This window comes from Pedobacter jejuensis (genome assembly GCF_003725795.1).
GTDB classification, from domain to species: domain Bacteria; phylum Bacteroidota; class Bacteroidia; order Sphingobacteriales; family Sphingobacteriaceae; genus Pedobacter; species Pedobacter jejuensis.
The window spans coordinates 363,614-386,617 of sequence record NZ_RBEE01000012.1 but is presented as its reverse complement, the minus strand read 5'-3'; the positions used below and the strand labels follow the sequence as shown (position 1 = coordinate 386,617).

Genomic DNA, 23,004 nt, shown 5'->3' with positions numbered 1-23,004 from the left:
CTATTTAAACCAAACGGCGTAAAAAGTATATGTTGCTTTTGTAACAAATACGACCTTGTGCAGACTAATTAAAAAAGACTATTATTTTTATGAAACGAATTCTACTATTAACTTTCATCCTCGGAATATTTTTTAACGCCCATGCACAATTTGGTCTCGGTGGAGCTCAAAAGGCAACTGTTGCTGGTCGTATTACCATAACCGTTTTAGATTCGGTTAGTAAAAAGCCGATCGATTACGCAACAATCTCACTTTTATCTGTAAAAACATCAAAATCGGTTAACGGAGGTGTTACGGATGAAAAAGGGAAATTAATTTTACAAAACGTTGCTCCTGATGCCTATAAGTTAATGATTGGCTTTATGGGTTACAAAACCAAAACTGTGTTGGTTACAACTACTCCGGCAAAACCCGATGTTAACTTGGGCAATGTCTTAGTTTCATCAACAGAAAATAATTTAGCAGATGTACAAATTACTGGTACAAAAGCAATTATAGAAAACAAAGTTGATAGAATGATTTACAACGCCGAGGCTGATGGAACAAATGCTGGTGGCGATGCTACAGATGTAATGCGTAAAGTACCAATGCTTTCTGTAGATGCAAATGGCGATGTACAACTTCGTGGCGGTGCAGTTCGGGTTTTAATTAATGGAAAACCATCGGGAACGATGGCAGCGAGCGTTTCAGATGCTTTAAAAATGATTCCTGCTGAACAAATTAAAAGTGTAGAGGTGATAACAAGTCCATCAGCAAAATACGATGCAGAAGGTTCGGGTGGTATCATTAACATTATTACTAAAAAATCAAATGCTCAAGGCGTAAGTGGAAGTGTAAATGCTTCAGTAGGTACTCGTCAAAACAACGGTGCATTTAATTTAACTGCTAAAACTGGTCGTTTAAGCGTTAATACAAGCTTAGGTGCAAATGTAGCTTATCCTCAAGATTCAAGGACAGAATTTGTTACCAATACAACTTATTTAAACGGCACAACGAATAATATTTTACAAAGTGGCGTATCTAGATGGAGTCGTGAAGGGTACAATGGAAGTTTTGGCGTAGATTACGATTTTAATGCATACAACAACATTAGTTCGAACGTTAAATTCAATCGCTTTTCAAACGGCGGACCAGGTTCATCAGATTACATCATTAATAACATTCCTGCTACCAATATAAGCAATATGGATATGACGCGTAACAACATGGATTGGAACGTAGATTATAAAAAAACTAGCAAAAAAGAAGGCGAAGAATTTACCATTTCTGGTCAGTTGTCAACTGGTCGCACGCCAACTAGTTTCAGCAATATTCTTACTTCGGCAGCTTTTCCAAATGGAATAGTTACTTCTAGCGATAATACAGCAAAAAATAATGAATACACCGCTCAAACAGATTATACTTATCCATTCTCGAAAAATACAATTTTAGAAGTTGGTGCTAAAGGAATTTTTAGAAACGTAAAAAGCCAGTATGGTTCATCAGAAAGAGATTTTGATTATAACCAGGATGTAGCTGCGGCATATGGTGTTATCGCTTTTGACCTTACCAAGAAAATTAAATTTAAAGGTGGAATAAGGGCAGAATACACTAAAATTGATTTCAATACGCAAACCAGCGGCTTAGAAAAAAACGATTATTTTAATTTGTTTCCAAGCTTAGTTATATCTCAAACGCTTAAAAAGGGCGGTACCGTAAAATTTAGCTACAATAGAAGGGTACAAAGACCAAGCGAAAATTTCTTAAATCCGTTCAGAAATGAAAGCGATCAATTTAATATAATGCAGGGTAATCCTCAGTTAAGTCCTGAATTAAGTCAGAATTTAGAATTTGGTTACAATACTTATATTAAAGGTTCGATCATCAATGCGTCTATTTTCTACCGCACTACAGGTGGTGTAATTGAAAGTTCAATTTCTCCACTGGTAGAAAATGGAGTAACCAAGGTTTTATCATCATACATCAATGTTGGTAGGTCAGAAACGTATGGTTTAAATTTATTCGGTTCATACAATCCGAAACCTAAATGGACATTAATGAGTAATTTCTCTGCAAACACGTACGAGGTTACCAATACAGCAACAAATATTAGTACCGGAACATTCTTAAACTATAGCTTGTTTGGTCGTTCTGCTTACGGTTTTGGTAAAGGTTATAACTTCGAATTGTTTGGTGTAGCTACATCGGCACGTAGAACTTATCAAGGTAAAACAGACCCGTTCTATTTCTATGGTGCATCAATTAAAAAGGATATACTTAAGAAAAAAGGAAGTATTGGTTTGAATACGCTAAACCCTTTTACAAAGAATTTGCACATCAAAACAGAAAACAATTCTGTTAATGCTGTAGGAAATGTTTTCCAGAGTACAAATATCTATTACCCACTACGCTCTTTCGGAGTTAATTTTAGCTATAGCTTTGGTAAACTTAAATTTACAGAGAAAAGCAAAATTAAAAATGATGATATTAAGCAAGATCAGCAACAACAGCAAGGCGGTGGAATGGGAGGCGTTCAACAGTAATTTGTAAACTCAGTCAAACATATAGTAAAAGCTTTCGGTGCAAACCGGAAGCTTTTTTTATTTCTTTTTTACTTTTTTCAAAATCATTAAACTCAAAGGATTCATGGGGTAACCACTAATGTTATTTTGCAACATCACTACCGATTGATCGTAAAATACCGGTACTACCGGCGAGTAATCCATTACCATCTGATCCATCTGGCGATACAATTTAAAACGTTTTTCATTATCAGGTTCGTAATAGCTTTCTTCAAATAACTTATCAAACGTTTTGTTGTAAAATGCGGTATAATTTGGTCCGTAAGGAACCTTGTTTTTTGAGTAGAACATCGAAAGGTAATTCTCCCCATCGGCATAGTCAGCAATCCAGCTGCCGCGAAAAAAATTTACATTATTTTTCGACATTAAATCTCTTAAACTGGCACTCGGACTAACATCAATTTTCGTTTTAATACCAATGGCACTCAATTCGCCTTGTATAAATTCTATTAAATCTTTGTAGGTTGTGGTGGTATTTAAAGTAATTTCCATTAAACCTTTACCTTCGGGATAACCAGCCTCAGCTAAAAGTTTTGCAGCAAGTTTTGGGTTGTAATGATAGCCATGAACTGCAGCACTATCAAAGCCGGGCATTCCTTTAGGAATAAAGCCCGAAGTTGCCGGAATACCAATTCCATTTCTTAAATACTTAATTAATTTTTCTCTATCGATGGCATAATTTATTGCCTGCCTCACTTTTTTAAATCGCAGTGGCGAATTTTTAACCATATCCAAGGTTGAATCAACCAAAATACCTACATATTCTGTACATAAATATGGTCCTTTTCTTAAAGAAAATTTCCCTTTGTATTTCGATGTCATTTTGCCGCTTTTGGTTAAAATATCATCGCGATAACTGCCATCAACGCTATAATAAAAATCGAGATCTTTTTTTAAGAAACTCATAAAACCACTTTGCTTATCTGTAATAAACGATGCTTTTAATGCATCTACGTATGGCAAACGGATTCCATTTTTGTCCTTTTCCCAATAATGATCGTTCTTTAAAAGCACTAAAATCTCGCCTTCTTTCCAATATTTAAAGCTAAAAGGGCCAGTGCCAACCGGGTGGCTCCTGAAATCTTTTCCATAATGTTCAACCACTTCTTTCGGTACAACCGAGCAATATTGAGAGGTAAGTAAACTCATAAAAGGAGGGAAAGGGCGCACCAGTTTTATTTGAAAAGTAGAATCATTCAAGGCGATAAAATTTCGTTGATCTTTTACCTTATCGCTAAATATCCAGCCTCCCGATGATGCAACTTTTGGATCTATCAAACGATAAAAACTGTACGCAAAATCACTCGCTGTAACTTTTCTTCCTTTCCCATTTTTAAAAATAGGGTCGTTATGAAAATATACATCGTTACGCAGATTAAACGTATATGTTAAGGCATCGGCAGAAATTTGCCATGTTTTAGCAATACAAGGAACTGTATTTAAGGTAGAATCAATTTGAACCAGTCCATTAAAAATCTGGTTGGTCATCCAGATGGCGTTTTGGTTACGAGCAAAAGCCGGATCTAAAGAAGTTAAGCCTTGATCGAGGTTAATATTGAAAGTTTTTTTATTGCCATCATTAGATTTTTCATTGCAAGAGAGTAATGCAATGCAACAAAAAATCCAAAATATATATTTAAATGAGCCTTGCATGCGGTAAGGAATGTTATTTTTGCACAAAATAATAAATTAAACGCAGATGTCTTTTTTAAACGATTTATTTATTGGGCTGGATGCCGCCAAGCAAGAAGAATTACAAGATCGTTTGGATATTGTTGAGCATAAAATTAAGTTTATGGATAAAATGCCGGTCGCTTTGCTAGATGTAAACAACAATCCTAGTTATTTTTTAGCAGAGGAAATTACATTAGCAGGCGGAATGCTTGAAACGGATATTTTTAGCGCCGCATTTATTATTTATTATCAACCAGGTAAAAGTTTAACAGATTTAATGCGTGAAATACCTGCCATATTAAATGCTGAATGGCAGGCCGTAAAAAACAATCGAATTATTTTGTTAAACGATGATGTTAACCGAAATGTATCTGCAGAAAATGCTGTTGCCTTGGTAGAGGATATGGCTGAAATGATCCACCCCGGGTCATTTATATTTGGGCATGAAGGTGATAAATGGATTAGATTTGGGGCTTAAATTAGGTTGGATTTATTTTTGAAAGTAAAAGGTTTTTAAAAGACTGCAATCCAACACAGATCATCTTAAACAAAAACATCTAAGTACTGATTTGTATTCTTCGCAGACCAGAATTCCTGGTTTACGCTAATCGTATTTGATAAACAATTATTTTATATTCCTGTAAGTTGTATTTTTGATTAAACTAATTTATATTAGGCTATGATTAATTCTATAGCTTATGAAAAAGTTGTGTTTAATCATCCCGCTCTTGTTAATCCCATATTTAATTTTTGCAGATTATGGCTGTCTTGTTCCAGGATATCCTGAACTCTTAACTTACCAATCTAATCCACCTGGAGGGATTTTTTCTAATTCACCAGGTCAAATTTATCCGAGTTCGGGTTGTCAGTGGACATTAGATAGCACTTTGCCGTCTGCAGGTTGTGTGGGTCATGGTCGTGGTGGGATTAAAGGAACATATTATCAAATGTGCCCAATAGACGACTTTCTCCCTGCATTCTTTATATTTACTGCTGGTATTGCTTTTCTACAAATCAGAAGAAAAACATCAGTAATCAAATATGAAGATATCTATAATCACAGTAGTTTATAATGGGACAACCTACATAAAAGATTGTATAGAATCTGTTATCAGTCAAACCTATAAAAACATAGAATACATTGTAATAGATGGTAATTCTACGGATGGAACCCAACTAATTATTGAACAATACCAAAAACAAATTGCAAGGTATGTTTCAGAAAAAGATAGCGGTTTGTATGATGCATTGAATAAAGGTATCAGCTTGGCAACTGGAGATATTATCGGTATTTTGAATGCCGATGATTTGTTTGCAACTGAAAATGTTGTAGCACAAATTGCAACTATTTTCGCTAAGAATCCATCTATTGAAGCTGTGTACGGAAACCTTAATTACATTCACCCATTTAATAAAAACGTTATTAGGCAGTGGAAAATCTAAACAGGCAACTGATGCTGATATAAAAAAAGGTTGGATGCCCGCACATCCAACTTTATACCTAAAAAGAAATCTCTTCCAAAAATACGGACACTACGCTTTAAACCTGGGTACAGCAGCAGATTATGATTTAATTTTAAGGTTTTTTTATACTCATAAAGTTAAAGCACAGTATCTGCCGTTATTGATGGTGAAAATGAGAATGGGTGGTGTAAGTAACAAATCTTACAAAAGCCTTTATCATGCTTTTATTAATGATTATAAAGCTTTAATCAATAACCAATTACCCAATCCGCTATTGATTTTATTGTTGAAAAAATTATCAAAAATTAAACAGTTTTTTAACTAGAAAAACAAAATATTAAAGTTAGCTTTTTGAAGCAGTTTAATTTTTTTGTTGTATAATTTTTAACGTTAAACAATATAGAGTAAGCCTTTGTCTCTAATTCAAATTACTGAAAATAAACTAATTACAATGTAACATCATATAATGGCAAATCATTATATTTGTTATTAAACCTTCTACATTTTGCTTCTACATTTTCTAAATGCATATTCCGTATATTTTTATTTGGCTATAACTTTTATTGCTGCGGTTATTGTTATGTACAGCATTCCTTCTGTTATTTACATATCCACCAAATACAGCTTATTCGATAAAAATGATATGCATAGGAAAACGCACCAACGAAACATTTCTCGTTTAGGTGGTGTAGCAATTGTGGCAAGTTTTACCATAACAACCTTGCTTTTTTCTACGTTGGTCAATTTTGAAGAGGCTAATTTTTTAATTACTTCTTGTATTATTCTTGCCGGTTTAGGCTTAAAGGATGATGTGCATGGAAGCAATACAAGCACAAAATTTATTTTACAACTCTTGGTTGCCGTAATTCTGGTATTCTTTGGTGGTTTTCGCTTAAGTAGCCTATATGGAGTATTGGGGATTTGGGATATGCCCTTGTTTTGGGGAGGTATTTTTTCTGTTATCTTGATAATTTTTCTCAACAATGCCTTCAATCTTATCGATGGTGTCGATGGACTTGCAGGTTCCATTGGTATTATTGCAAACCTCATTTTTGGTGTTTTATTTGCCTTGATGCATCAATTGCCTTATGCATTTATTGCATTTTCTTTAGCAGGTGCTATTGGTGGTTTTTTAAAGTATAACTGGTATCCGGCAAAAATATTTATGGGCGATACCGGAGCATTAATAATCGGATTGGTTACTGCTGCATTGGCCATAAAATTTATAGAACTTAACAAAGTAACCGGAGATAATACACCGCTAATTTTATCTGCACCGGCAATTGCAGTATCAATTTTAATTGTACCAATTTTCGATTCGTTAAGAATTTTTACTGTTCGTGTTCTTAAAGGGAAATCTCCTTTTACAGGCGATAGAAATCATATTCACCATCGTTTAGAAAGATTAGGATTGAAACCGCCTTACATCATTTTTGCCACTGCAGGATTAAATCTTTGCATGGTTGCATTGGGTTTATTAATACGCCATTTAGGAAACTTCTTTCTTATCTTTTTTATACTTGGATTATGTTTATTACTCGATTTTTTCTTGTTTTATAGATTAAGAAAAATTGGTCGGTAACAATTAGTACTCGCTCCATAAACCGCTCTTAATAAATTATCACATTTATATGTATTTCTTTATCCGCTACTATCTCAAAATAAACATTAATTTTGTGTTTTAAATTTTATAAATGAGAATAGCAGTAAATGGTTTTGGCCGCATTGGGAGAACCTTCTTACGTTTGGCACTTGCCGAGGGTTTCGAAGTAGTGGCAATTAACGATTTGTCTGAACCAAAAACAATGGCTCATCTCTTTAAATATGATACCGTTCATGGTGTATTTAAAGGCAAGGTTTCTGCAAAGCCCGATGCATTAATAATCGATAACTTGTCCATCCCAATATTTTCGTTTAAACAAGCTGCTCATTTGCCTTGGTCGGCATTAAAGGTGGATATCGTTGTAGATTGTACAGGTAAAAATTTAACTTACGAAGATGCCGAAGGACATTTAATTTCTGGAGCTAAACAGGTAATTATTTCTGCTCCTGCGGCTGATGATATACCAATGGTGGTATTGGGTGTTAATGATGATAGCATTGACTTAACCAGTAAAATTCTTTCGAATGCTAGTTGTACCACAAATAATATCGCCCCAATGATAAAAATTTTGAACGATAAATGGGGCGTTGAAGAAGGTTACATTACTACAATTCATTCGATGACTGGCGACCAAAACCTGCACGATAGTAATCACAAAGATTTGCGTAGGGCAAGAGCGGCTTCTGCTTCCATCATACCCACAACAACTGGAGCAGCAAAGGCAATAACACATATCTTCCCTGAATTGGATGGCAAATTGGGCGGTGCGGGCATCCGAGTTCCCGTATTAAATGGTTCTTTGACAGATTTTACCTGCGTTTTAAAAAATAAAACTACCATTGATGAGATTAACAAAGCGTTTAAAAATGCCTCTGAAAATGAATTTAAACAGGTTTTAGAATATACGGAAGACCCGATAGTATCTGTTGATATTATTGATAACCCACACTCTTGTATATTTGATGCCCAATTAACATCAATAGTTGGCGATTTGGTAAAAGTTGTTGGTTGGTACGATAATGAATACGGTTATAGTAGCCGGCTGGTCGATTTAATAAAAAAGATTGAAGCAGTTAAAAAGGGTTCACTAGTTCAAATTCCAATTAATCAAACCGAACCAATTCATTAAACAAAATTAAATCATTCATTCCCTTAATTAGTATGGTAAAATTCATCACCAAAGAAGAAGTTCTTCCGCTAAGAAGCCTGGTTCTTAGAAATGGTAAATCTTTTGATTTTTGCCACTTTGATGGTGATGAAGCTTATGACACTTTTCATTTAGGTTACGAAGTAGATGGTGAAATACGATCGATAGCAACCTTTATGCGCAATGATTTTTTTGAAGGAGAGGGTGAAGGTTACCAGTTGAGGGGTATGGCAACACATCCCGATTTCGGAAAAAGAGGTTATGGCGCTGCCTTAATAACTTTCGCTATTGAGTATTTGAAAGAATATAAAACTGCATATTTGTGGTGTAATGCCCGTTCTTCTGCAGCAGTATTTTATAAAAAAATTGGCTTTACAACCGAATCGCCTGAGTTTGATATTCCTGGAATAGGTTTCCATTACGAAATGAAATTAAATTTAAATCAAAAATAATAAAGCATGAAAACGATAGACCAGATTAACTTTAAAGATAAAAAAGCGTTAATAAGAGTAGATTTTAATGTTCCGTTGGATGACGATTTTAAAATTACCGATGATAAAAGGATGCGAGCTGCATTGCCAACAATAGAAAAAATTTTAAATGATGGCGGCTCAGTAATTTTAATGTCGCATTTAGGTCGCCCAAAAGATGGACCAACAGATAAATATTCATTAAAACATATCTTAGGAGATTTATCTCGCATGTTAGATTTGGAAGTAAAATTTGCAGATGATTGTATCGGTGAGTCTGCTGTTAACCAAGCTAAAAATTTATTTCCTGGTCAGGTTTTGCTTTTAGAGAATCTACGTTTTTACAAAGAGGAAGAAAAAGGTGATGTTGCTTTTGCTGAAAAATTAGCGGCATTAGGTGATGTTTATGTAAACGATGCGTTCGGTACAGCACACAGAGCACATGCATCTACAGCAGTTATTGCTCAGTTTTTTCCTGATGCGAAATATTTTGGATATTTAATGGCATCTGAATTAGAAAATGCAGAAAAAGTATTGAATCATCCTGAAAGACCATTTACGGCAATTATGGGTGGTGCAAAAGTTTCTGATAAAATTCTATTGATTGAAAAATTATTAGATAAGGTTGATAATTTAATTATCGGCGGCGGTATGGCTTATACTTTCGCGAAAGCGCAAGGTGGTGAAATCGGTACTTCATTGTTAGAGGCTGATAAACAAGAGCTTTCTTTGGAATTGATAGAAAAAGCAAAAGCTAAAGGTGTTAACCTAATTCTTCCTTCGGATACCGTAATTGCTGATAAGTTTGCGAACGACGCAGATAAGAAAGATGTAGATTCTGGACAGATTCCTGCGGATTGGATGGGATTGGATATCGGTCCAAAATCAATTGCTTTATTCCAAGATGTTATCAAAAATTCTAAAACTTTGTTGTGGAACGGACCAATGGGTGTTTTCGAAATGGAAAATTTCCAAGCCGGAACCAAAGCCGTTGCAGAGGCAGTTGTAGCTGCAACTAAAAATAATGGTGCATTTTCTTTAATCGGCGGTGGTGATTCTGCTGCGGCGATTGCAAAATTTGGCTTAGAAGATGAAGTGAGTTATGTTTCTACAGGTGGCGGTGCCTTATTAGAATATATGGAAGGTAAAGAATTGCCAGGTGTTAAAGCAATTAATGAATAAGATTAAAATATTTTAAAATAAAATGGTCAGGTTATTAACTAATCTGACCATTTTTATTAATTATTATTTCAATACCGCTCGATTTATTTAATATTTCCCGTACTTCTTAAGGCCCAATAAACTAAAACAGGTTGGAAGAACAACCTTCCAAATCTTTTTGTATCTGTATCTAATCCAAAGGCACTTCGTTTATTTCTGTATTGAGCAATATTGCCTGGAAACACCGCTGTAAATAATCCTGCAGCGATTTTACCTACAGTTTTTTTATGTTTTTCTGGTGCAAAAATTAGTGCCGTACCTAGTGCAATTTCAACCAGACCAGATTGTATTACCGTATCGTCTTTCTTTAATGGAACCCAATTGGGCACTTGTGCCTGAAATGCTTTTCTGGCAAAAGTTAGGTGACCAATTCCTGCGAATATTAAACCTGCACCTAATGCGATTTTAGCTATTTTTTTAGTGTTTTCTTCTTTCATACCCCTTCACAATTGTATAAGCTAACGATTTTGATTGAAGAAAGTTGACAAATTTTTTAAGTACCTACATTAGAATTTTTTCTGGTAACCTACACCTTCGCCAACAGCTTCAAAACCATGTGCCTTTCTTATTTCCTGCTGCTGTTCGGGTGTAGCATTTTTTAGTTTTCCTTCGGATACAGCGATGAAAAATTCCTCCATTTTGCCTGCTGGTTGAAAGGTCATAATCATTCTTCCCAAACCCTCACTCGTTTTTGAGAACGAATGCGGAATGCCTCGTGGTCCAAAAACAGTATCTCCCGGTTTAGCCTCGTGTAACACATCACCAACTTTTATTACAAACTCACCTTCTAGTACATACCAGATTTCATCTTGGGCATAATGAAAATGAAGTGATGGACCTCCTTTTTTTACTCGGGTAGATTCATAAACATACAAATCTCCGTTTGTATCTTTTGATGAAACCTTAGTATAAAATGTATCTCCTTCAAATAAGGTTATGGGTTTCTCAAATCTGTCTGCGCCCGCTTTTACTTTGAAACCTTTTCTATCTTCTGAAGAAATAAATAGTTCAGAAAAACTTCTGAATGGAAGGATAGTAAGGGATGTTGCCGCCGCCGCTGCTTTAAAAAATGAACTTCTTTTCATAGCTGATGATTTTAATATTAAAAATACCTATTTTTTTCTGTAATGTATTGTAAACCAATTTTTTAATTATGATTTAAGCATTAGTTATTTTAATATTACGTTTTTATTTAAATGCAGATGAGCAAATTATTTGTTTAGCGTCCATTGAATAGAAAATTACCTACTCTGTTAAACGTTTTGTGCATAAAATTTTGGGTAATTAGGCGAATATGTCATTAGCTTTGGGCTTTTAAATTGAGAATTTGAAAAAAAATATTTTCAGTGACATTGATTTATATAAATACTAATTTTTGTACTTAACTAGCTTTTTACCAGTGATTAAGCAGTTTTTATTAAATTTAAAATAGTTTCTTTTCTGTCTGTTTGGGGGGCAAAGTGGGAGAAAGTATATGTGGAAAACTTTTTTGTGGTAAAAAGTGGTAAAAAGTGGTAGAACTATTTACTTTTACACTACATAAAAAGTGTAAATACCACTATGACCCATCTTTTAGGAGAATTTGATTGTAAGCTTGACGCAAAAGGCCGTTTGATGGTGCCTTCTGCGCTTAAGAAACAATTGCCTGATGTGGAGCGTGAAGGTTTAGTTGTAAACCGTGGTTTCGAAAAAAATCTAGTTATCTATCCAAAAAGTGTTTGGGATAAAATTGTTAGTCAGTTAAGTGAATTGAATGTTTACGATGAGGAAAACAGAAAATTCATAAGAGCTTTTACTCGTGGCGCAACCGAACTTAGTCTTGATGCAGCCGGACGTGTACTCCTTCCAAAATCACTTACCGAATATGCTGGTATTGGTGCTGATGTAATGCTTGCTTGTCAGCTTGATCGTGTAGAGGTTTGGGATAAACAGGCTTACGAAGATACCCTAGATAATACGCCGGCTAATTTCGCCAGTTTGGCTCAAAAAGTAATGGGTAGCAAAAAAGGAGGTAATGATGGAGAATAATTACCACATTCCTGTAATGTTGCAACCCTGCATCGATGGTTTAAATATTAAGCCCAATGGCATTTATGTTGATGTGACATTTGGTGGAGGAGGCCATTCTAAAGAAATTCTAAAACATTTAGGTGCAGAAGGCAGGTTAATCGCCTTTGATCAGGATCCGGATGCTCAGGCAAATATTCCTAATGATAGTCGCTTCATTTTTATCGATCAAAATTTTGGGTTTTTAAAAAATAATCTTCGCTTAAATGGTATTAAACAAGTTGATGGTATTCTCGCCGACCTCGGCGTTTCTTCTCATCAGTTTGATGTGCCTGAGCGTGGTTTTTCTATTCGTTTCAATGCAGATTTAGATATGCGGATGGATCCAAATGGGAACTTAACAGCTGCTGAAGTTTTAAATACTTATTCAGAAGATAAGCTTCATAAAATTTTTGGCATTTATGGTGAAGTTAAAAATGCGAAATCTTTGGCTCGTGCAATTGTTACGGCTCGTTTAGAAAATCCGTTTACAGATATAGATAAATTTAAAATTGCCATTGCTGAATATATCCCGAAAGGAAAAGAAAATAAATACTTGGCGCAGGTTTTTCAGGCTTTACGAATTGAAGTAAATGCAGAGATTAAAGTACTTGAAGATTTTTTGCAACAAGCAGCTGATGTTTTAAAGCCTGATGGAAGGTTGGTGGTTATGTCTTACCACTCGCTTGAAGATAGGCCTGTTAAAAATTTCATGGCTAAAGGTAAATTTCAGGGAGAAGTAGAGAAAGATTTTTTTGGCAATCAGCAGAAACCATTCAACGTAATTACCCGCAAAGCGATAATCGCTTCAGACGAAGAAATTGCCCTTAATAATCGGGCTCGTAGTGCAAAATTAAGAATAGCAGAAAAAATATGAACAAGTTCAGAGCAGATGAAGAAGAAATCGGGCCTGAACCTGAATTAAAGGTTAAAACCGAAAAAACTAAACCAGAAGACGATAAAAAGTTTAGCGAAACTTTCATCGGTAAGTTTTTTACGGAAGGTGTAATATCAAAAGAAGCAGCTACAGATGCTTTGCCTTATTTGTGTTTCTTGGCACTCTTAGGTATGGTTTACATTGCTAATAGTCACTTTGCGGTAAACAATGTTCGCAGAATTGATAAATTAAATAAAGAAGTAAAAGAGTTGCGATGGGAGTACAAATCGCTTAAAGCCGACCTGATGTTTAAGAGCAAATTAACAGAGGTTGCCAAAAAAGTAGATACCCTCGGAATAAAAGAATTAATAGAACCACCAAAAAAACTAATTGTTAAAAGCGATGAATATTAGAGCAAATATCCTGCTTCGTGTATATCTGGCATTTGGCTTAATTGTGCTTTTTGCCTTGGCGGTATTTTTACGTCTCGGTCAGGTGCAGTTTATACAAGGGCATAAATGGAAAGCTATGGCCGATAGCCTTTCTACACGCTATATGACTGTTGAGGCTACCAGAGGTAACATTTATTCTAACGATGGTAGTTTGCTTGCAACTTCTGTTCCTGAGTATGAATTGCATATGGATATGTTTGCAGGTGGTATTGCCGATGATAAAATTTTTAACGAAAAGGTAGATTCTCTAGGAATGAAACTTGCCGCTATTTTCCAGGATAAATCAGCCAAAGATTATTCAAGAATACTACGTAAAGGCAGACAAGATAGCGCCCGCTATTTATTAATTCACCGCAAAGTGGGGTATTCTGATTTAAAAACAATCAGAACTTTTCCGCTTTACAACGTAGGTAAGTTTAGCGGCGGTTTAATTGCCGTACAGCAAAACAAGCGAATTTTACCATTTAAGGCTTTGGCTGCTCGTACCATTGGCTATAAAAATGCAAATGTTAAAAATGGTGTTGGTTTAGAAGGTGCATATACTGAATACATAAATGGTGAAGGTGGAAAAAGATTGATGCAACGTATTGCTGGTGGTGTGTATGTGCCTGTAAATGATGAGGAAGAAGTTGCCCCAAAAGATGGAGCTGATATTATTTCTACTATCGACATTAATATGCAGGATCTTACCCAAAACGCACTCGAAAAGCAATTGATAGCAATGAGAGCAGACCACGGAACTGCAATCTTAATGGAAGTAGCAACAGGTGAAGTTAGGGCAGTAGCTAATTTTTCAAAAATTGAAGAAGGCGTTTACAAAGAGAAGTTTAACTATGCAATTGCCGGAAATCAGGATCCAGGTTCTACTTTCAAATTAGCTTCTTACATGGCGCTTTTAGAAGATAAACTGGTAGATACAAATACATTAATTGGAACCGGCTATTATCAAATTCCTGGAAAACTGATTACGGATTCGCATCCAAAAATAGAAACCGTTACGGTTAAAAAAGCATTTGAAGAATCATCTAACGCAGCAATCGCAAAATTGATAAACACCCATTATGGAGATGATCCAATAAAATTTACAGATCATTTATACGATTGGCATTTAAACGAAAAAATGGGTTTGCAAATTCCTGGTGAAGCAATGCCGGTAGTTAAAAATCCAAAAACAAATAAAAGTTGGGGGAAAATGACCTTGCCTCAAATGGCATACGGTTATGAAATGCAATTAACACCACTTAAAATGTTATCGTTTTACAACGCAGTAGCAAATAATGGAAAATATGTGGCTCCAATTTTCGTAAAAGAGATCAGAAGGTTAGGTAATCCAATTGAACAGTTTAAAGCTAAAGTTATAAATGAACAAATTTGTTCGGATGTTACCTTGAGCAAAATCAAAAAAATGCTCGAAGGTGTGGTTACTGAAGGTAGCGGCAAGCAAATTGTTTACAATCCTTTATATAAAATTGCTGGCAAAACTGGTACAGCTCAGGTTGCAGATGCAAATAAAGGTTATAAAGCAAACAAGCAATATCAGGCATCGTTTGTAGGTTATTTCCCTGCTGATAAGCCGAAATATTCTTTAATTGTGGTTATAAATGATCCTAAAGGTGCTTATTATGGTGCCACGGTTTCTGGTCCAGTTTTTAGAGAAATTGCCGATAGGATTTATGCCAGCGACATGCAAATGTATAACGATGTACCAACACGTTTGGTCGGTAATACCATTATTCCTCCAACCAAATCAGGACAAAGTAAAGCAACTCAAAAAGTTTACAAAGCCTTTGGTTTTAAACCGCTTTTTGCTTCAAAATCAGAATATTATAATACAATTGATACCAGTGCAGGAACTATTTTCCAAGAGAACAACGAGCGTAAAGGCGTGATGCCAAACGTTTCGGGCATGGGCTTGAAAGATGCGCTTTACTTATTAGGAAACGCCGGACTTAAAACCAGAGTGACAGGTTCTGGTAAGGTGATTAGGCAATCGGTGCAGGCAGGAGTTAAAGTTGGCAAAGGTTTACAAGTAGATATACAGTTAGATTAAAAAAAGGAATGATAGGTTGATTGAATTAGAGAATGATAGAATTAAGCGATTTGCTCAACATTCACTCATTCAAAATTCACTCTTTCAATAATTAAAAAAAGGAATGATAGGTTGATTGAATTAGAGAATGATAGAATTATAGCGATTTGCTCAACATTCACTCATTCAAAATTCACTCATTCAATAATTAAAAAAGGGAATGATAGATTATAGCGATTGGCTAAACATTCACTCATTCAAAAATCACTCATTCAATAATTAAAAAAAGGAATGCAATTACAGGATTTACTATATGGTGTAACAATAAAGGAATTAGTCGGCAGAACTGATAGAACGATTAATGCCTTAAATTTCGATTCACGTAAAGTAACGAATGATGATGTTTTTTTTGCAATTGTTGGTACAGCAGCTGATGGTCATCTTTTTATAAATCAAACGGTAGATCAGGGTGCTAAAGTTATCGTTTGCGAAAACCTTCCCGAAATTGATAATTATGATGTAACCTATGTAAAAGTTGATAATACCGCTATTGCCTTAGGTATTATGGCTGGTAATTTTTACGGAAATCCATCGGCAGATTTAAAGCTAATCGGCATTACCGGAACCAATGGTAAAACCACAATTGCCACCATTTTATTTAAGCTTTTTAAAGATTTAGGTTATAAAACCGGACTACTTTCTACAGTAGAAAATTACATAAACGATGTTGTTGTAGCAGCAACGCACACTACACCAAATCCAATTGCATTAAATGCTTTGCTTCGCGATATGGTAAACGCGGGTTGCGATTATTGCTTCATGGAAGTAAGTTCTCATGCAGTTGCGCAACATCGAATAGAAGGACTAACTTTTTCTGGTGGAGTTTTTTCCAACCTGACACATGACCACCTCGATTTTCATAAAACTTTTGATGAATATTTAAAAGCAAAGAAGGCATTTTTCGATGTATTGCCAAAAACTGCTTTTGCATTAACCAATATCGATGATAAAAACGGTATGGTAATGTTGCAAAATACAAAGGCTTACAAAAAAACTTATGCACTAAAACAACTTGCAGATTTTAAATCCAAAATTATTGAGAATCAATTTAGCGGTTTGCATTTAGATATTGACAATGAAGATGTTTATTTCAAATTAGTAGGCTCATTTAATGCTTACAACTTGCTTGCTGTTTACGGTACGGCTATTTTGCTTGAACAAGATAAACTTAAAGTATTAACCTTATTAAGTCGATTAACCGGTGCCGAAGGTCGTTTCGATTACATCGTGTCTCCTGAGAATGTGATAGGAATTGTAGATTATGCACACACTCCTGATGCGGTTCAAAATGTGTTAAGTACAATTGCAAACATTAGAAAAGGAACGGAACAGGTAATTACCGTTATTGGCTGCGGTGGCGATAGAGATAAAACGAAACGCCCGGTTATGGCTCAGGTTGCATGCGATTGGAGCGATAAAGTAATCCTTACATCTGATAACCCTCGTACAGAAAACCCACAAACCATTATCTCTGAAATGGAAGCTGGCGTTTCACCAACGAACAAACGTAAAACTTTATCCATTTTGGATAGAAAGGAAGCCATAAAAACTGCTTGCCATTTGGCAAAAAGTGGAGATATAATTTTAATTGCCGGTAAAGGGCATGAAAAATACCAGGAAATTAATGGTGTTCGAAACCATTTCGATGATAAAGAAATTTTACTTGAACAATTAAACCCTCGCAGCTAATGTTATATTTATTATTCGAATACCTATATAAACATTACGATATTCCTGGATTAAGGTTGTTTCAATACATCACCTTCCGTGCCTCTGTTTCAATTATTTTATCACTAATAATTACCACAGTTTACGGTAGACGATTAATTGATTATTTACACAAAAAACAGGTTGGCGAAACGGTTAGAAATTTGGGCTTAGAAGGTCAAATGCAAAAACAAGGTACGCCTACAATGGGTGGTATCATTATTTTGCTTGGTATTTTAATTCCAACATTACTGTTTGCAAACATTACCAATGTGTATGTTATCTTAATGATTATCACTACTATTTGGATGGGCGCAATCGGCTTTTTAGATGATTATATTAAGGTTTTCAAAAAAAATAAAGAAGGATTAGCTGGTAAATTTAAAGTTGTTGGTCAGGTTGGTTTGGGTTTAATAGTTGGCTGGACTATGTACTACCATCCAAATATTGTAGTGCGAGAAACCGTACAAGATAATGTTAAAACAACGAACGCTGCGCCAATGGTTTTGCGCCAGAAGGGTGAAACATTTTACTATACCCAAGATGTAAAATCAACTAAAACAAACATACCTTTTTATAAAAATAATGAATTTGATTATGCCAAAGTGCTTAAGTTTTTAGGTACAGGATATGAGAAATATGCATTTTTAGTTTTCCTTGCTTTTACCGTATTTATCATCACAGCGGTATCAAACGGTGCTAATATTACCGATGGTATTGATGGTTTAGCAACCGGAACTTCTGCAGTTATTGGTACAACACTTGGTATTTTAGCTTATGTGTCTGGTAATGTTGGCTTCGCCGATTACCTGAATATTATGTACATCCCGAATTCAGGCGAATTAATGATTTTTGCTGGCGCTTTTGTCGGGGCATGTGTTGGTTTCTTGTGGTATAACTCTTATCCGGCTCAAGTTTTTATGGGCGATACCGGCAGTTTGGCAATCGGCGGCATCATCGCTTCTTTCGCCATAATGATTCGAAAAGAATTACTGATTCCGATTTTGTGTGGTATCTTTTTAATTGAGCTGGTTTCGGTCATCATGCAGGTATCATACTTTAAATACAGCAAAAAACGGTTTGGCGAAGGCAGAAGAATTTTATTAATGGCACCGCTACACCATCACTATCAGAAAAAGGGATACCATGAAGCAAAAATTGTAACCCGCTTCTGGATTATTGGAATCATGTTAGCCATTATGACTATAGTAACACTGAAATTGAGGTAGAATTAGTTTTTCGTAGTTCGTTGTTCGCTTAGAAAAACCGACTACAATACAAACAACGAGAAACTAACAACAAAAAAACAAAACAATGAACTCAAATCTAAATAACACATCAAGCAATCCTGAGTCAGCAATGGCAGGGCAGGGCCGTGTTGTTATTTTGGGCGCAGGAGAGAGTGGTGTTGGTGCTGCAAAACTTGCAATGCAAAAAGGTTTTGATGTTTTTGTTTCAGATTACGGTATTATCACAGATAAATATAAAGCAGCATTAGAAAAATTAAATGTTCCTTTTGAATCGGAAAAACACACCGAAGAACTTATTTTAAACGCTTCGGAAGTTATAAAAAGTCCGGGTATTCCTGAAACTGCACCTATAGTAAAGAAGTTAAAAGCTAAAGGAATATCAGTTATTTCAGAAATAGAATTTGCCAAACGATATTCCAATGCCAAAACAATTTGCATTACGGGTTCAAATGGAAAATCGACAACCAGTTTACTTACTTATCATATTTTAAAAAGCGCCGGATTGAATGTTGGCTTAGCCGGCAACATCGGTAATAGTTTTGCTGCTCAAGTTGCTGATGAAAACTATGATTGGTACGTTTTGGAGATATCGAGTTTCATGCTTGATGATATGTTTCAGTTTAGAGCAGATGTAGCAGTTTTATTAAACATTACACCCGATCATTTAGATAGATACGATTATAAACTAGAAAATTACGCCGCATCAAAAATGCGGATTACACAAAATCAGACCCACAATGATGTTTTTATTTATTGTGCTGATGATGAAGAAAGCTTAAAGGCAATAGGTAATTCAAATCCTCAAGCTAAAACTTACACCTTTTCAATATTTAATACAGTTGAAGCAGGTGCATACTTACAAGATAATACAATACACATCCTTACAGAACCAAATAACGAATTTACCATGTCTATTTCAGAATTAGCCTTACAAGGCAAGCACAACATTTACAACTCTATGGCATCGGGCATAATAGCTAAGGTGTTAGAGTTAAGAAATGAGACCATTCGTGAAAGTATGGGCAGTTTTAAAAACATCGAACATAGATTGGAGCATGTAGCCAAAATATCGGGAATTGATTTTATCAACGATAGTAAAGCAACAAATGTAAATTCTACCTGGTATGCTTTAGAAAGTATGACTACAGATGTTGTTTTAATAATGGGTGGTGTTGACAAAGGCAACGACTACAATATGCTTAAAGATTTGGTTAAAAGTAAGGTGAAGGCAATTGTGTGTTTAGGGAAAGATAATAAAAGAATTCACGATGCTTTTGAAGATGATGTAGAAGTTATTGTAAATACTTTTTCGGCAGAAGAAGCAACGCAAATTGCTTTCCATTTAGCCAAACGTGGCGATGCGGTTTTACTTTCTCCTGCTTGCGCAAGTTTCGATTTATTTAAAAATTACGAAGACCGTGGCAACCAGTTTAAAGCGGCAGTAAAAGAATTATAAAAGGAGGTTAACAGATGTTCCAAACTTTACTTAATAAAACAAAAGGCGATAGATGGATTTGGTTAATCATCATCCTGCTTTCGCTAATATCTGTAATGGCAGTTTATAGCGCTACAGGTACACTAGCTTACAAAAGGGGCGAAGCGGTTGAAAAATTATTGCTAACCAAACATTTAATATTCGTATTGCTTGGTATTGGAATGATTTACATTTCGCATTTATTAGATTACCGTTATTACGCTGGGATATCTAAAATCTTAATGATTGTAACCATTCCGTTATTGCTTTATACCTTGATTTTTGGTGCTAATTTAAATGATGCATCACGCTGGGTTAAAATTCCGGTAATTGGCTTAACTTTTCAAACCTCTGATTTTGCAAAACTTGCTTTAATTACATTTCTAGCCAGAATGTTGACAAAAAAACAGGAAGATATTAAAAATATTAAGGAATCTTTTTTGCCTATAATGGGATCAGTTTGTGTAGTCTTTGGTTTAATTGCTGTTGCAAATTTATCAACTGCTCTAATGCTCTTTGGCGTTAGTATTTTACTTTTGATAATTGGTCGTATCAGTATTAAACAGATTGCTATAGTTTGTGCAGGCGGCCTTGTTTTATTAATGTTTATATTCTTTTTAGGTCCAAGGCGTAAGACTTATATGTCACGTATAAATTCGTTTATACATCCTGAGATGCAGCATTCAGACAAAACTTTCCAGGCCGACCAGGCAAAAATTGCTTTAGCGACTGGTGGTGTATTTGGCAAAGGACCAGGTAATAGTACACAACGCAACTTTTTACCACACCCTTATTCTGATTTTATTTTCGCCATTATTATTGAAGAATGGGGAACATTTGGAGGAGTTGTAATTATGACACTTTACCTGGTGCTTTTGTATCGATGTATAAAAATTGTAACCAGAGCGCCTAAAGCATTCGGAGCATTACTTGCTGCCGGGTTAAGTTTTAGCTTAACCATACAAGCTTTTGCCAATATGGCTGTAGCGGTTGGTTTAGGTCCGGTAACAGGTGTACCACTGCCATTAGTAAGTATGGGTGGAACATCGATGATATTTACCAGTGTGGCTTTCGGTATTATTTTAAGTGTAAGCCGCGATGTTGAAGAAAATATTGCAGGCAAAACCGGAACAGATAAAGCAAAAGTTAGCAATAAAGTAATAGTTGGTGAGATTCCGGCATTTGGATAGTAAATTTAAATGAGAGAGTGATTGAATTAGTGAATGATTGAATGAGAGATTGATTGAATGAGAGAATGATTGAATAAAGCATCCCAAGGTTTTTTTAATTAATTTATTTAAATAACAATGGAGCATGCAACTAAAGTAGATTTTGTTACTGCAATAAAAGCTAGAACAAAAAAGCTTGTTTTAGATTCAATAAGGTTTTATCAATCACTTCCAAAGACAGAGGAGGCTAGAATAATTGGAAGGCAATTTATTCGATCCGCATCATCAGTTGGAGCGAATTACAGAGCTGCATGCAGAAGCAGATCAAAGGCTGAGTTTTATGCAAAACTCAGTATAGTTGTTGAAGAAGCTGATGAAACAGCATTTTGGATTGAAATTTTAACAGAATCAAATATTACAGATTCTTTTAATGCTCAACCGTTATTAAAAGAAGTAAATGAAATTTTAGCCATTGTGGCCAAAGCAAGAAAAACATTAAGTACTAATAAACAATAATTGAATTAAGATGATAGAATTATTGAATGAAGCAATCGCTTGTAACATTCTCTCAATCACTCATTCAAAATTCACTAATTAATTAAAAATGAATAATTCCCCAAAAATTATCATATCAGGAGGTGGCACAGGCGGGCACATTTTTCCCGCCGTTGCCATTGCCAATGCATTAAAGCGCATTGTGCCAACCTGCGAAATATTATTTGTGGGCGCAACTGGTCGTATGGAAATGGAAAAAGTTCCTGCAGCCGGATATAAAATAATCGGACTAAATATTAGTGGTATTCAACGCGGTTCAATTGTTAAAAACCTTGCACTTCCATTTAAAGTTTTGGGCAGTGTAAGTAAAGCAATGCAGTTGATAGACAACTTTAAGCCGGATGCTGTTGTTGGCGTTGGAGGATACGCTTCTGGTCCGCTATTGTACGCAGCTTCGTTAAAAGGAATTCCGTATCTAATCCAAGAACAGAATTCGTATGCAGGAATAACCAACAAATGGTTAGGAAAAAAGGCTTCCAAAATCTGTGTAGCGTTTGATGAAATGGGACAGTTTTTTCCTGCCGATAAAATACTGAAAACGGGAAATCCGGTTCGGCAAGAAGTTGTTGATATAAAAGGTAAACATTATTCTGGCGCCGAGCTTTTAAAGCTTGATCCTCAGAAAAAAACCATTCTAATAACTGGTGGAAGTTTAGGAGCAGGAACTTTAAATAAAAGCATTGAAAAACATTTGCCAGAGATTTTAGCTCAAGATGTGCAAGTAATATGGCAAACAGGTAAGTTCTACTACAAAGGAATCATCGAAAGATTAGGGATTGATTACCATCCAAATGTTCGGATTTTAGAGTTTTTAAACAGAATGGATTTGGCTTATGCTGCTGCAGATGTAATTATTAGTAGAGCAGGAGCAGGCACCATCGCAGAATTATGTTTAATTAAAAAACCAGTGATTTTAGTGCCTTCGCCAAATGTGGCCGAAGATCATCAAACTAAAAATGCATTAGCCTTGGTAAAAAACAATGCCGCAATATTGATAAATGACAGATCTGCTGAAGATACATTGGTAACAGAAGCTTTAAAGCTTTTAAATGATAAAAACACTTGTGCTACTTTATCTGATAATATTGGAAAAATGGCGCTTCCAAATGCTGATGAAATTATAGCCAATGAAGTTTTAAAATTGATAAGAAGATGAAAGCATAAAGCTTAAAGATAAAAGCAATTACAAGTCGTTATTGCATTTAAGAAAGAATCTTGAAGCTAAAAAAATTAAACGATTAGAAA

At 35.2% G+C, this 23,004-nt stretch carries 22 protein-coding genes; 19 read left to right on the top strand and 3 right to left on the bottom strand.

Going from position 1 to position 23,004, the window contains the following annotated elements; translation table 11 throughout:
• The first annotated feature begins 89 nt into the window (after positions 1 to 89).
• Positions 90 to 2,522 carry an outer membrane beta-barrel family protein gene (locus tag D7004_RS09300; RefSeq protein WP_123205592.1) on the top strand — a complete coding sequence of 811 codons (2,433 nt, stop codon included), beginning with the start codon at positions 90 to 92 and terminating at the stop codon, positions 2,520 to 2,522.
• 57 nt (positions 2,523 to 2,579) lie between these two features.
• On the opposite strand, the gene D7004_RS09295 is transcribed toward D7004_RS09300, so the two are convergent.
• A complete protein-coding gene (locus D7004_RS09295; RefSeq protein WP_123205591.1) occupies positions 2,580 to 4,214 on the bottom strand; it encodes an ABC transporter substrate-binding protein in 1,635 nt (544 codons plus the stop codon).
• A gap of 46 nt (positions 4,215 to 4,260) precedes the next feature.
• Here D7004_RS09295 and D7004_RS09290 point away from each other — a divergent pair, with 46 nt between their 5' ends.
• From D7004_RS09290 to D7004_RS09255, 8 genes are all read left to right on the top strand, one after another.
• Positions 4,261 to 4,713 (top strand): substrate-binding domain-containing protein, encoded by a 453-nt coding sequence (locus tag D7004_RS09290; RefSeq protein ID WP_123205590.1) that lies wholly within the window; start codon positions 4,261 to 4,263, stop codon positions 4,711 to 4,713.
• 220 nt (positions 4,714 to 4,933) lie between these two features.
• A complete protein-coding gene (locus D7004_RS09285) occupies positions 4,934 to 5,308 on the top strand; it encodes a hypothetical protein (protein ID WP_123205589.1) in 375 nt (124 codons plus the stop codon).
• Positions 5,277 to 5,678 carry a glycosyltransferase gene (locus D7004_RS09280; protein WP_123205588.1) on the top strand — a complete coding sequence of 134 codons (402 nt, stop codon included), beginning with the start codon at positions 5,277 to 5,279 and terminating at the stop codon, positions 5,676 to 5,678. Before D7004_RS09285 ends, D7004_RS09280 begins: the two co-directional genes overlap by 32 nt.
• A gap of 34 nt (positions 5,679 to 5,712) precedes the next feature.
• Positions 5,713 to 6,024 carry a glycosyltransferase family protein gene (locus D7004_RS09275; protein ID WP_123205587.1) on the top strand — a complete coding sequence of 104 codons (312 nt, stop codon included), beginning with the start codon at positions 5,713 to 5,715 and terminating at the stop codon, positions 6,022 to 6,024.
• 222 nt (positions 6,025 to 6,246) lie between these two features.
• Positions 6,247 to 7,281 carry an MraY family glycosyltransferase gene (locus D7004_RS09270; protein ID WP_148042779.1) on the top strand — a complete coding sequence of 345 codons (1,035 nt, stop codon included), beginning with the start codon at positions 6,247 to 6,249 and terminating at the stop codon, positions 7,279 to 7,281.
• Positions 7,282 to 7,393: 112 nt separating this feature from the next.
• Complete coding sequence (gene gap, locus D7004_RS09265; RefSeq protein WP_123205585.1) at positions 7,394 to 8,431, top strand: type I glyceraldehyde-3-phosphate dehydrogenase; 1,038 nt, start codon at positions 7,394 to 7,396, stop codon at positions 8,429 to 8,431.
• A 32-nt stretch (positions 8,432 to 8,463) separates the two neighbouring features.
• Positions 8,464 to 8,901: a GNAT family N-acetyltransferase gene (locus tag D7004_RS09260; protein ID WP_123205584.1), complete on the top strand. Its 438-nt coding sequence runs from the start codon at positions 8,464 to 8,466 to the stop codon at positions 8,899 to 8,901.
• Positions 8,902 to 8,907: 6 nt separating this feature from the next.
• Complete coding sequence (locus D7004_RS09255) at positions 8,908 to 10,101, top strand: phosphoglycerate kinase (RefSeq protein ID WP_123205583.1); 1,194 nt, start codon at positions 8,908 to 8,910, stop codon at positions 10,099 to 10,101.
• A gap of 83 nt (positions 10,102 to 10,184) precedes the next feature.
• Here D7004_RS09255 and D7004_RS09250 read toward each other — a convergent pair whose 3' ends face one another.
• Both D7004_RS09250 and D7004_RS09245 read right to left on the bottom strand, forming a co-directional pair.
• On the bottom strand, positions 10,185 to 10,577 hold the full coding sequence (locus D7004_RS09250; RefSeq protein WP_123205582.1) for a DoxX family protein: 393 nt from the start codon (positions 10,575 to 10,577) through the stop codon (positions 10,185 to 10,187).
• Positions 10,578 to 10,646: 69 nt separating this feature from the next.
• On the bottom strand, positions 10,647 to 11,225 hold the full coding sequence (locus D7004_RS09245; protein ID WP_123205581.1) for a cupin domain-containing protein: 579 nt from the start codon (positions 11,223 to 11,225) through the stop codon (positions 10,647 to 10,649).
• A gap of 475 nt (positions 11,226 to 11,700) precedes the next feature.
• On the opposite strand from D7004_RS09245, the gene mraZ reads away from it, so the two are divergent.
• From mraZ to murG, 10 genes are all read left to right on the top strand, one after another.
• On the top strand, positions 11,701 to 12,168 hold the full coding sequence (gene mraZ, locus D7004_RS09240; RefSeq protein WP_123205580.1) for a division/cell wall cluster transcriptional repressor MraZ: 468 nt from the start codon (positions 11,701 to 11,703) through the stop codon (positions 12,166 to 12,168).
• Positions 12,158 to 13,063 carry a 16S rRNA (cytosine(1402)-N(4))-methyltransferase RsmH gene (gene rsmH / locus D7004_RS09235; RefSeq protein WP_123205633.1) on the top strand — a complete coding sequence of 302 codons (906 nt, stop codon included), beginning with the start codon at positions 12,158 to 12,160 and terminating at the stop codon, positions 13,061 to 13,063. Before mraZ ends, rsmH begins: the two co-directional genes overlap by 11 nt.
• Positions 13,060 to 13,476, top strand: a complete 417-nt coding sequence (locus D7004_RS09230; protein ID WP_123205579.1) for an FtsL-like putative cell division protein — start codon at positions 13,060 to 13,062, stop codon at positions 13,474 to 13,476. Before rsmH ends, D7004_RS09230 begins: the two co-directional genes overlap by 4 nt.
• Positions 13,466 to 15,565 carry a penicillin-binding protein gene (locus D7004_RS09225; protein WP_123205578.1) on the top strand — a complete coding sequence of 700 codons (2,100 nt, stop codon included), beginning with the start codon at positions 13,466 to 13,468 and terminating at the stop codon, positions 15,563 to 15,565. Before D7004_RS09230 ends, D7004_RS09225 begins: the two co-directional genes overlap by 11 nt.
• A 270-nt stretch (positions 15,566 to 15,835) precedes the next feature.
• Positions 15,836 to 17,293 (top strand): UDP-N-acetylmuramoyl-L-alanyl-D-glutamate--2,6-diaminopimelate ligase, encoded by a 1,458-nt coding sequence (locus tag D7004_RS09220; RefSeq protein ID WP_123205577.1) that lies wholly within the window; start codon positions 15,836 to 15,838, stop codon positions 17,291 to 17,293.
• The gene (mraY, locus tag D7004_RS09215) at positions 17,293 to 18,540 is read left to right on the top strand and encodes a phospho-N-acetylmuramoyl-pentapeptide-transferase (protein ID WP_123205576.1); all 1,248 of its coding nucleotides are present in this window, start codon (positions 17,293 to 17,295) and stop codon (positions 18,538 to 18,540) included. The genes D7004_RS09220 and mraY overlap by 1 nt, the downstream gene beginning before the upstream one ends.
• 85 nt (positions 18,541 to 18,625) lie before the next feature.
• The gene (gene murD / locus D7004_RS09210; protein ID WP_123205575.1) at positions 18,626 to 20,017 is read left to right on the top strand and encodes a UDP-N-acetylmuramoyl-L-alanine--D-glutamate ligase; all 1,392 of its coding nucleotides are present in this window, start codon (positions 18,626 to 18,628) and stop codon (positions 20,015 to 20,017) included.
• A gap of 14 nt (positions 20,018 to 20,031) precedes the next feature.
• Positions 20,032 to 21,225: an FtsW/RodA/SpoVE family cell cycle protein gene (locus D7004_RS09205; protein ID WP_123205574.1), complete on the top strand. Its 1,194-nt coding sequence runs from the start codon at positions 20,032 to 20,034 to the stop codon at positions 21,223 to 21,225.
• A gap of 117 nt (positions 21,226 to 21,342) precedes the next feature.
• On the top strand, positions 21,343 to 21,720 hold the full coding sequence (locus tag D7004_RS09200; protein ID WP_123205573.1) for a four helix bundle protein: 378 nt from the start codon (positions 21,343 to 21,345) through the stop codon (positions 21,718 to 21,720).
• Positions 21,721 to 21,808: 88 nt separating this feature from the next.
• Positions 21,809 to 22,915 (top strand): undecaprenyldiphospho-muramoylpentapeptide beta-N-acetylglucosaminyltransferase, encoded by a 1,107-nt coding sequence (murG, locus tag D7004_RS09195; RefSeq protein WP_123205572.1) that lies wholly within the window; start codon positions 21,809 to 21,811, stop codon positions 22,913 to 22,915.
• Positions 22,916 to 23,004: the final 89 nt, after the last annotated feature.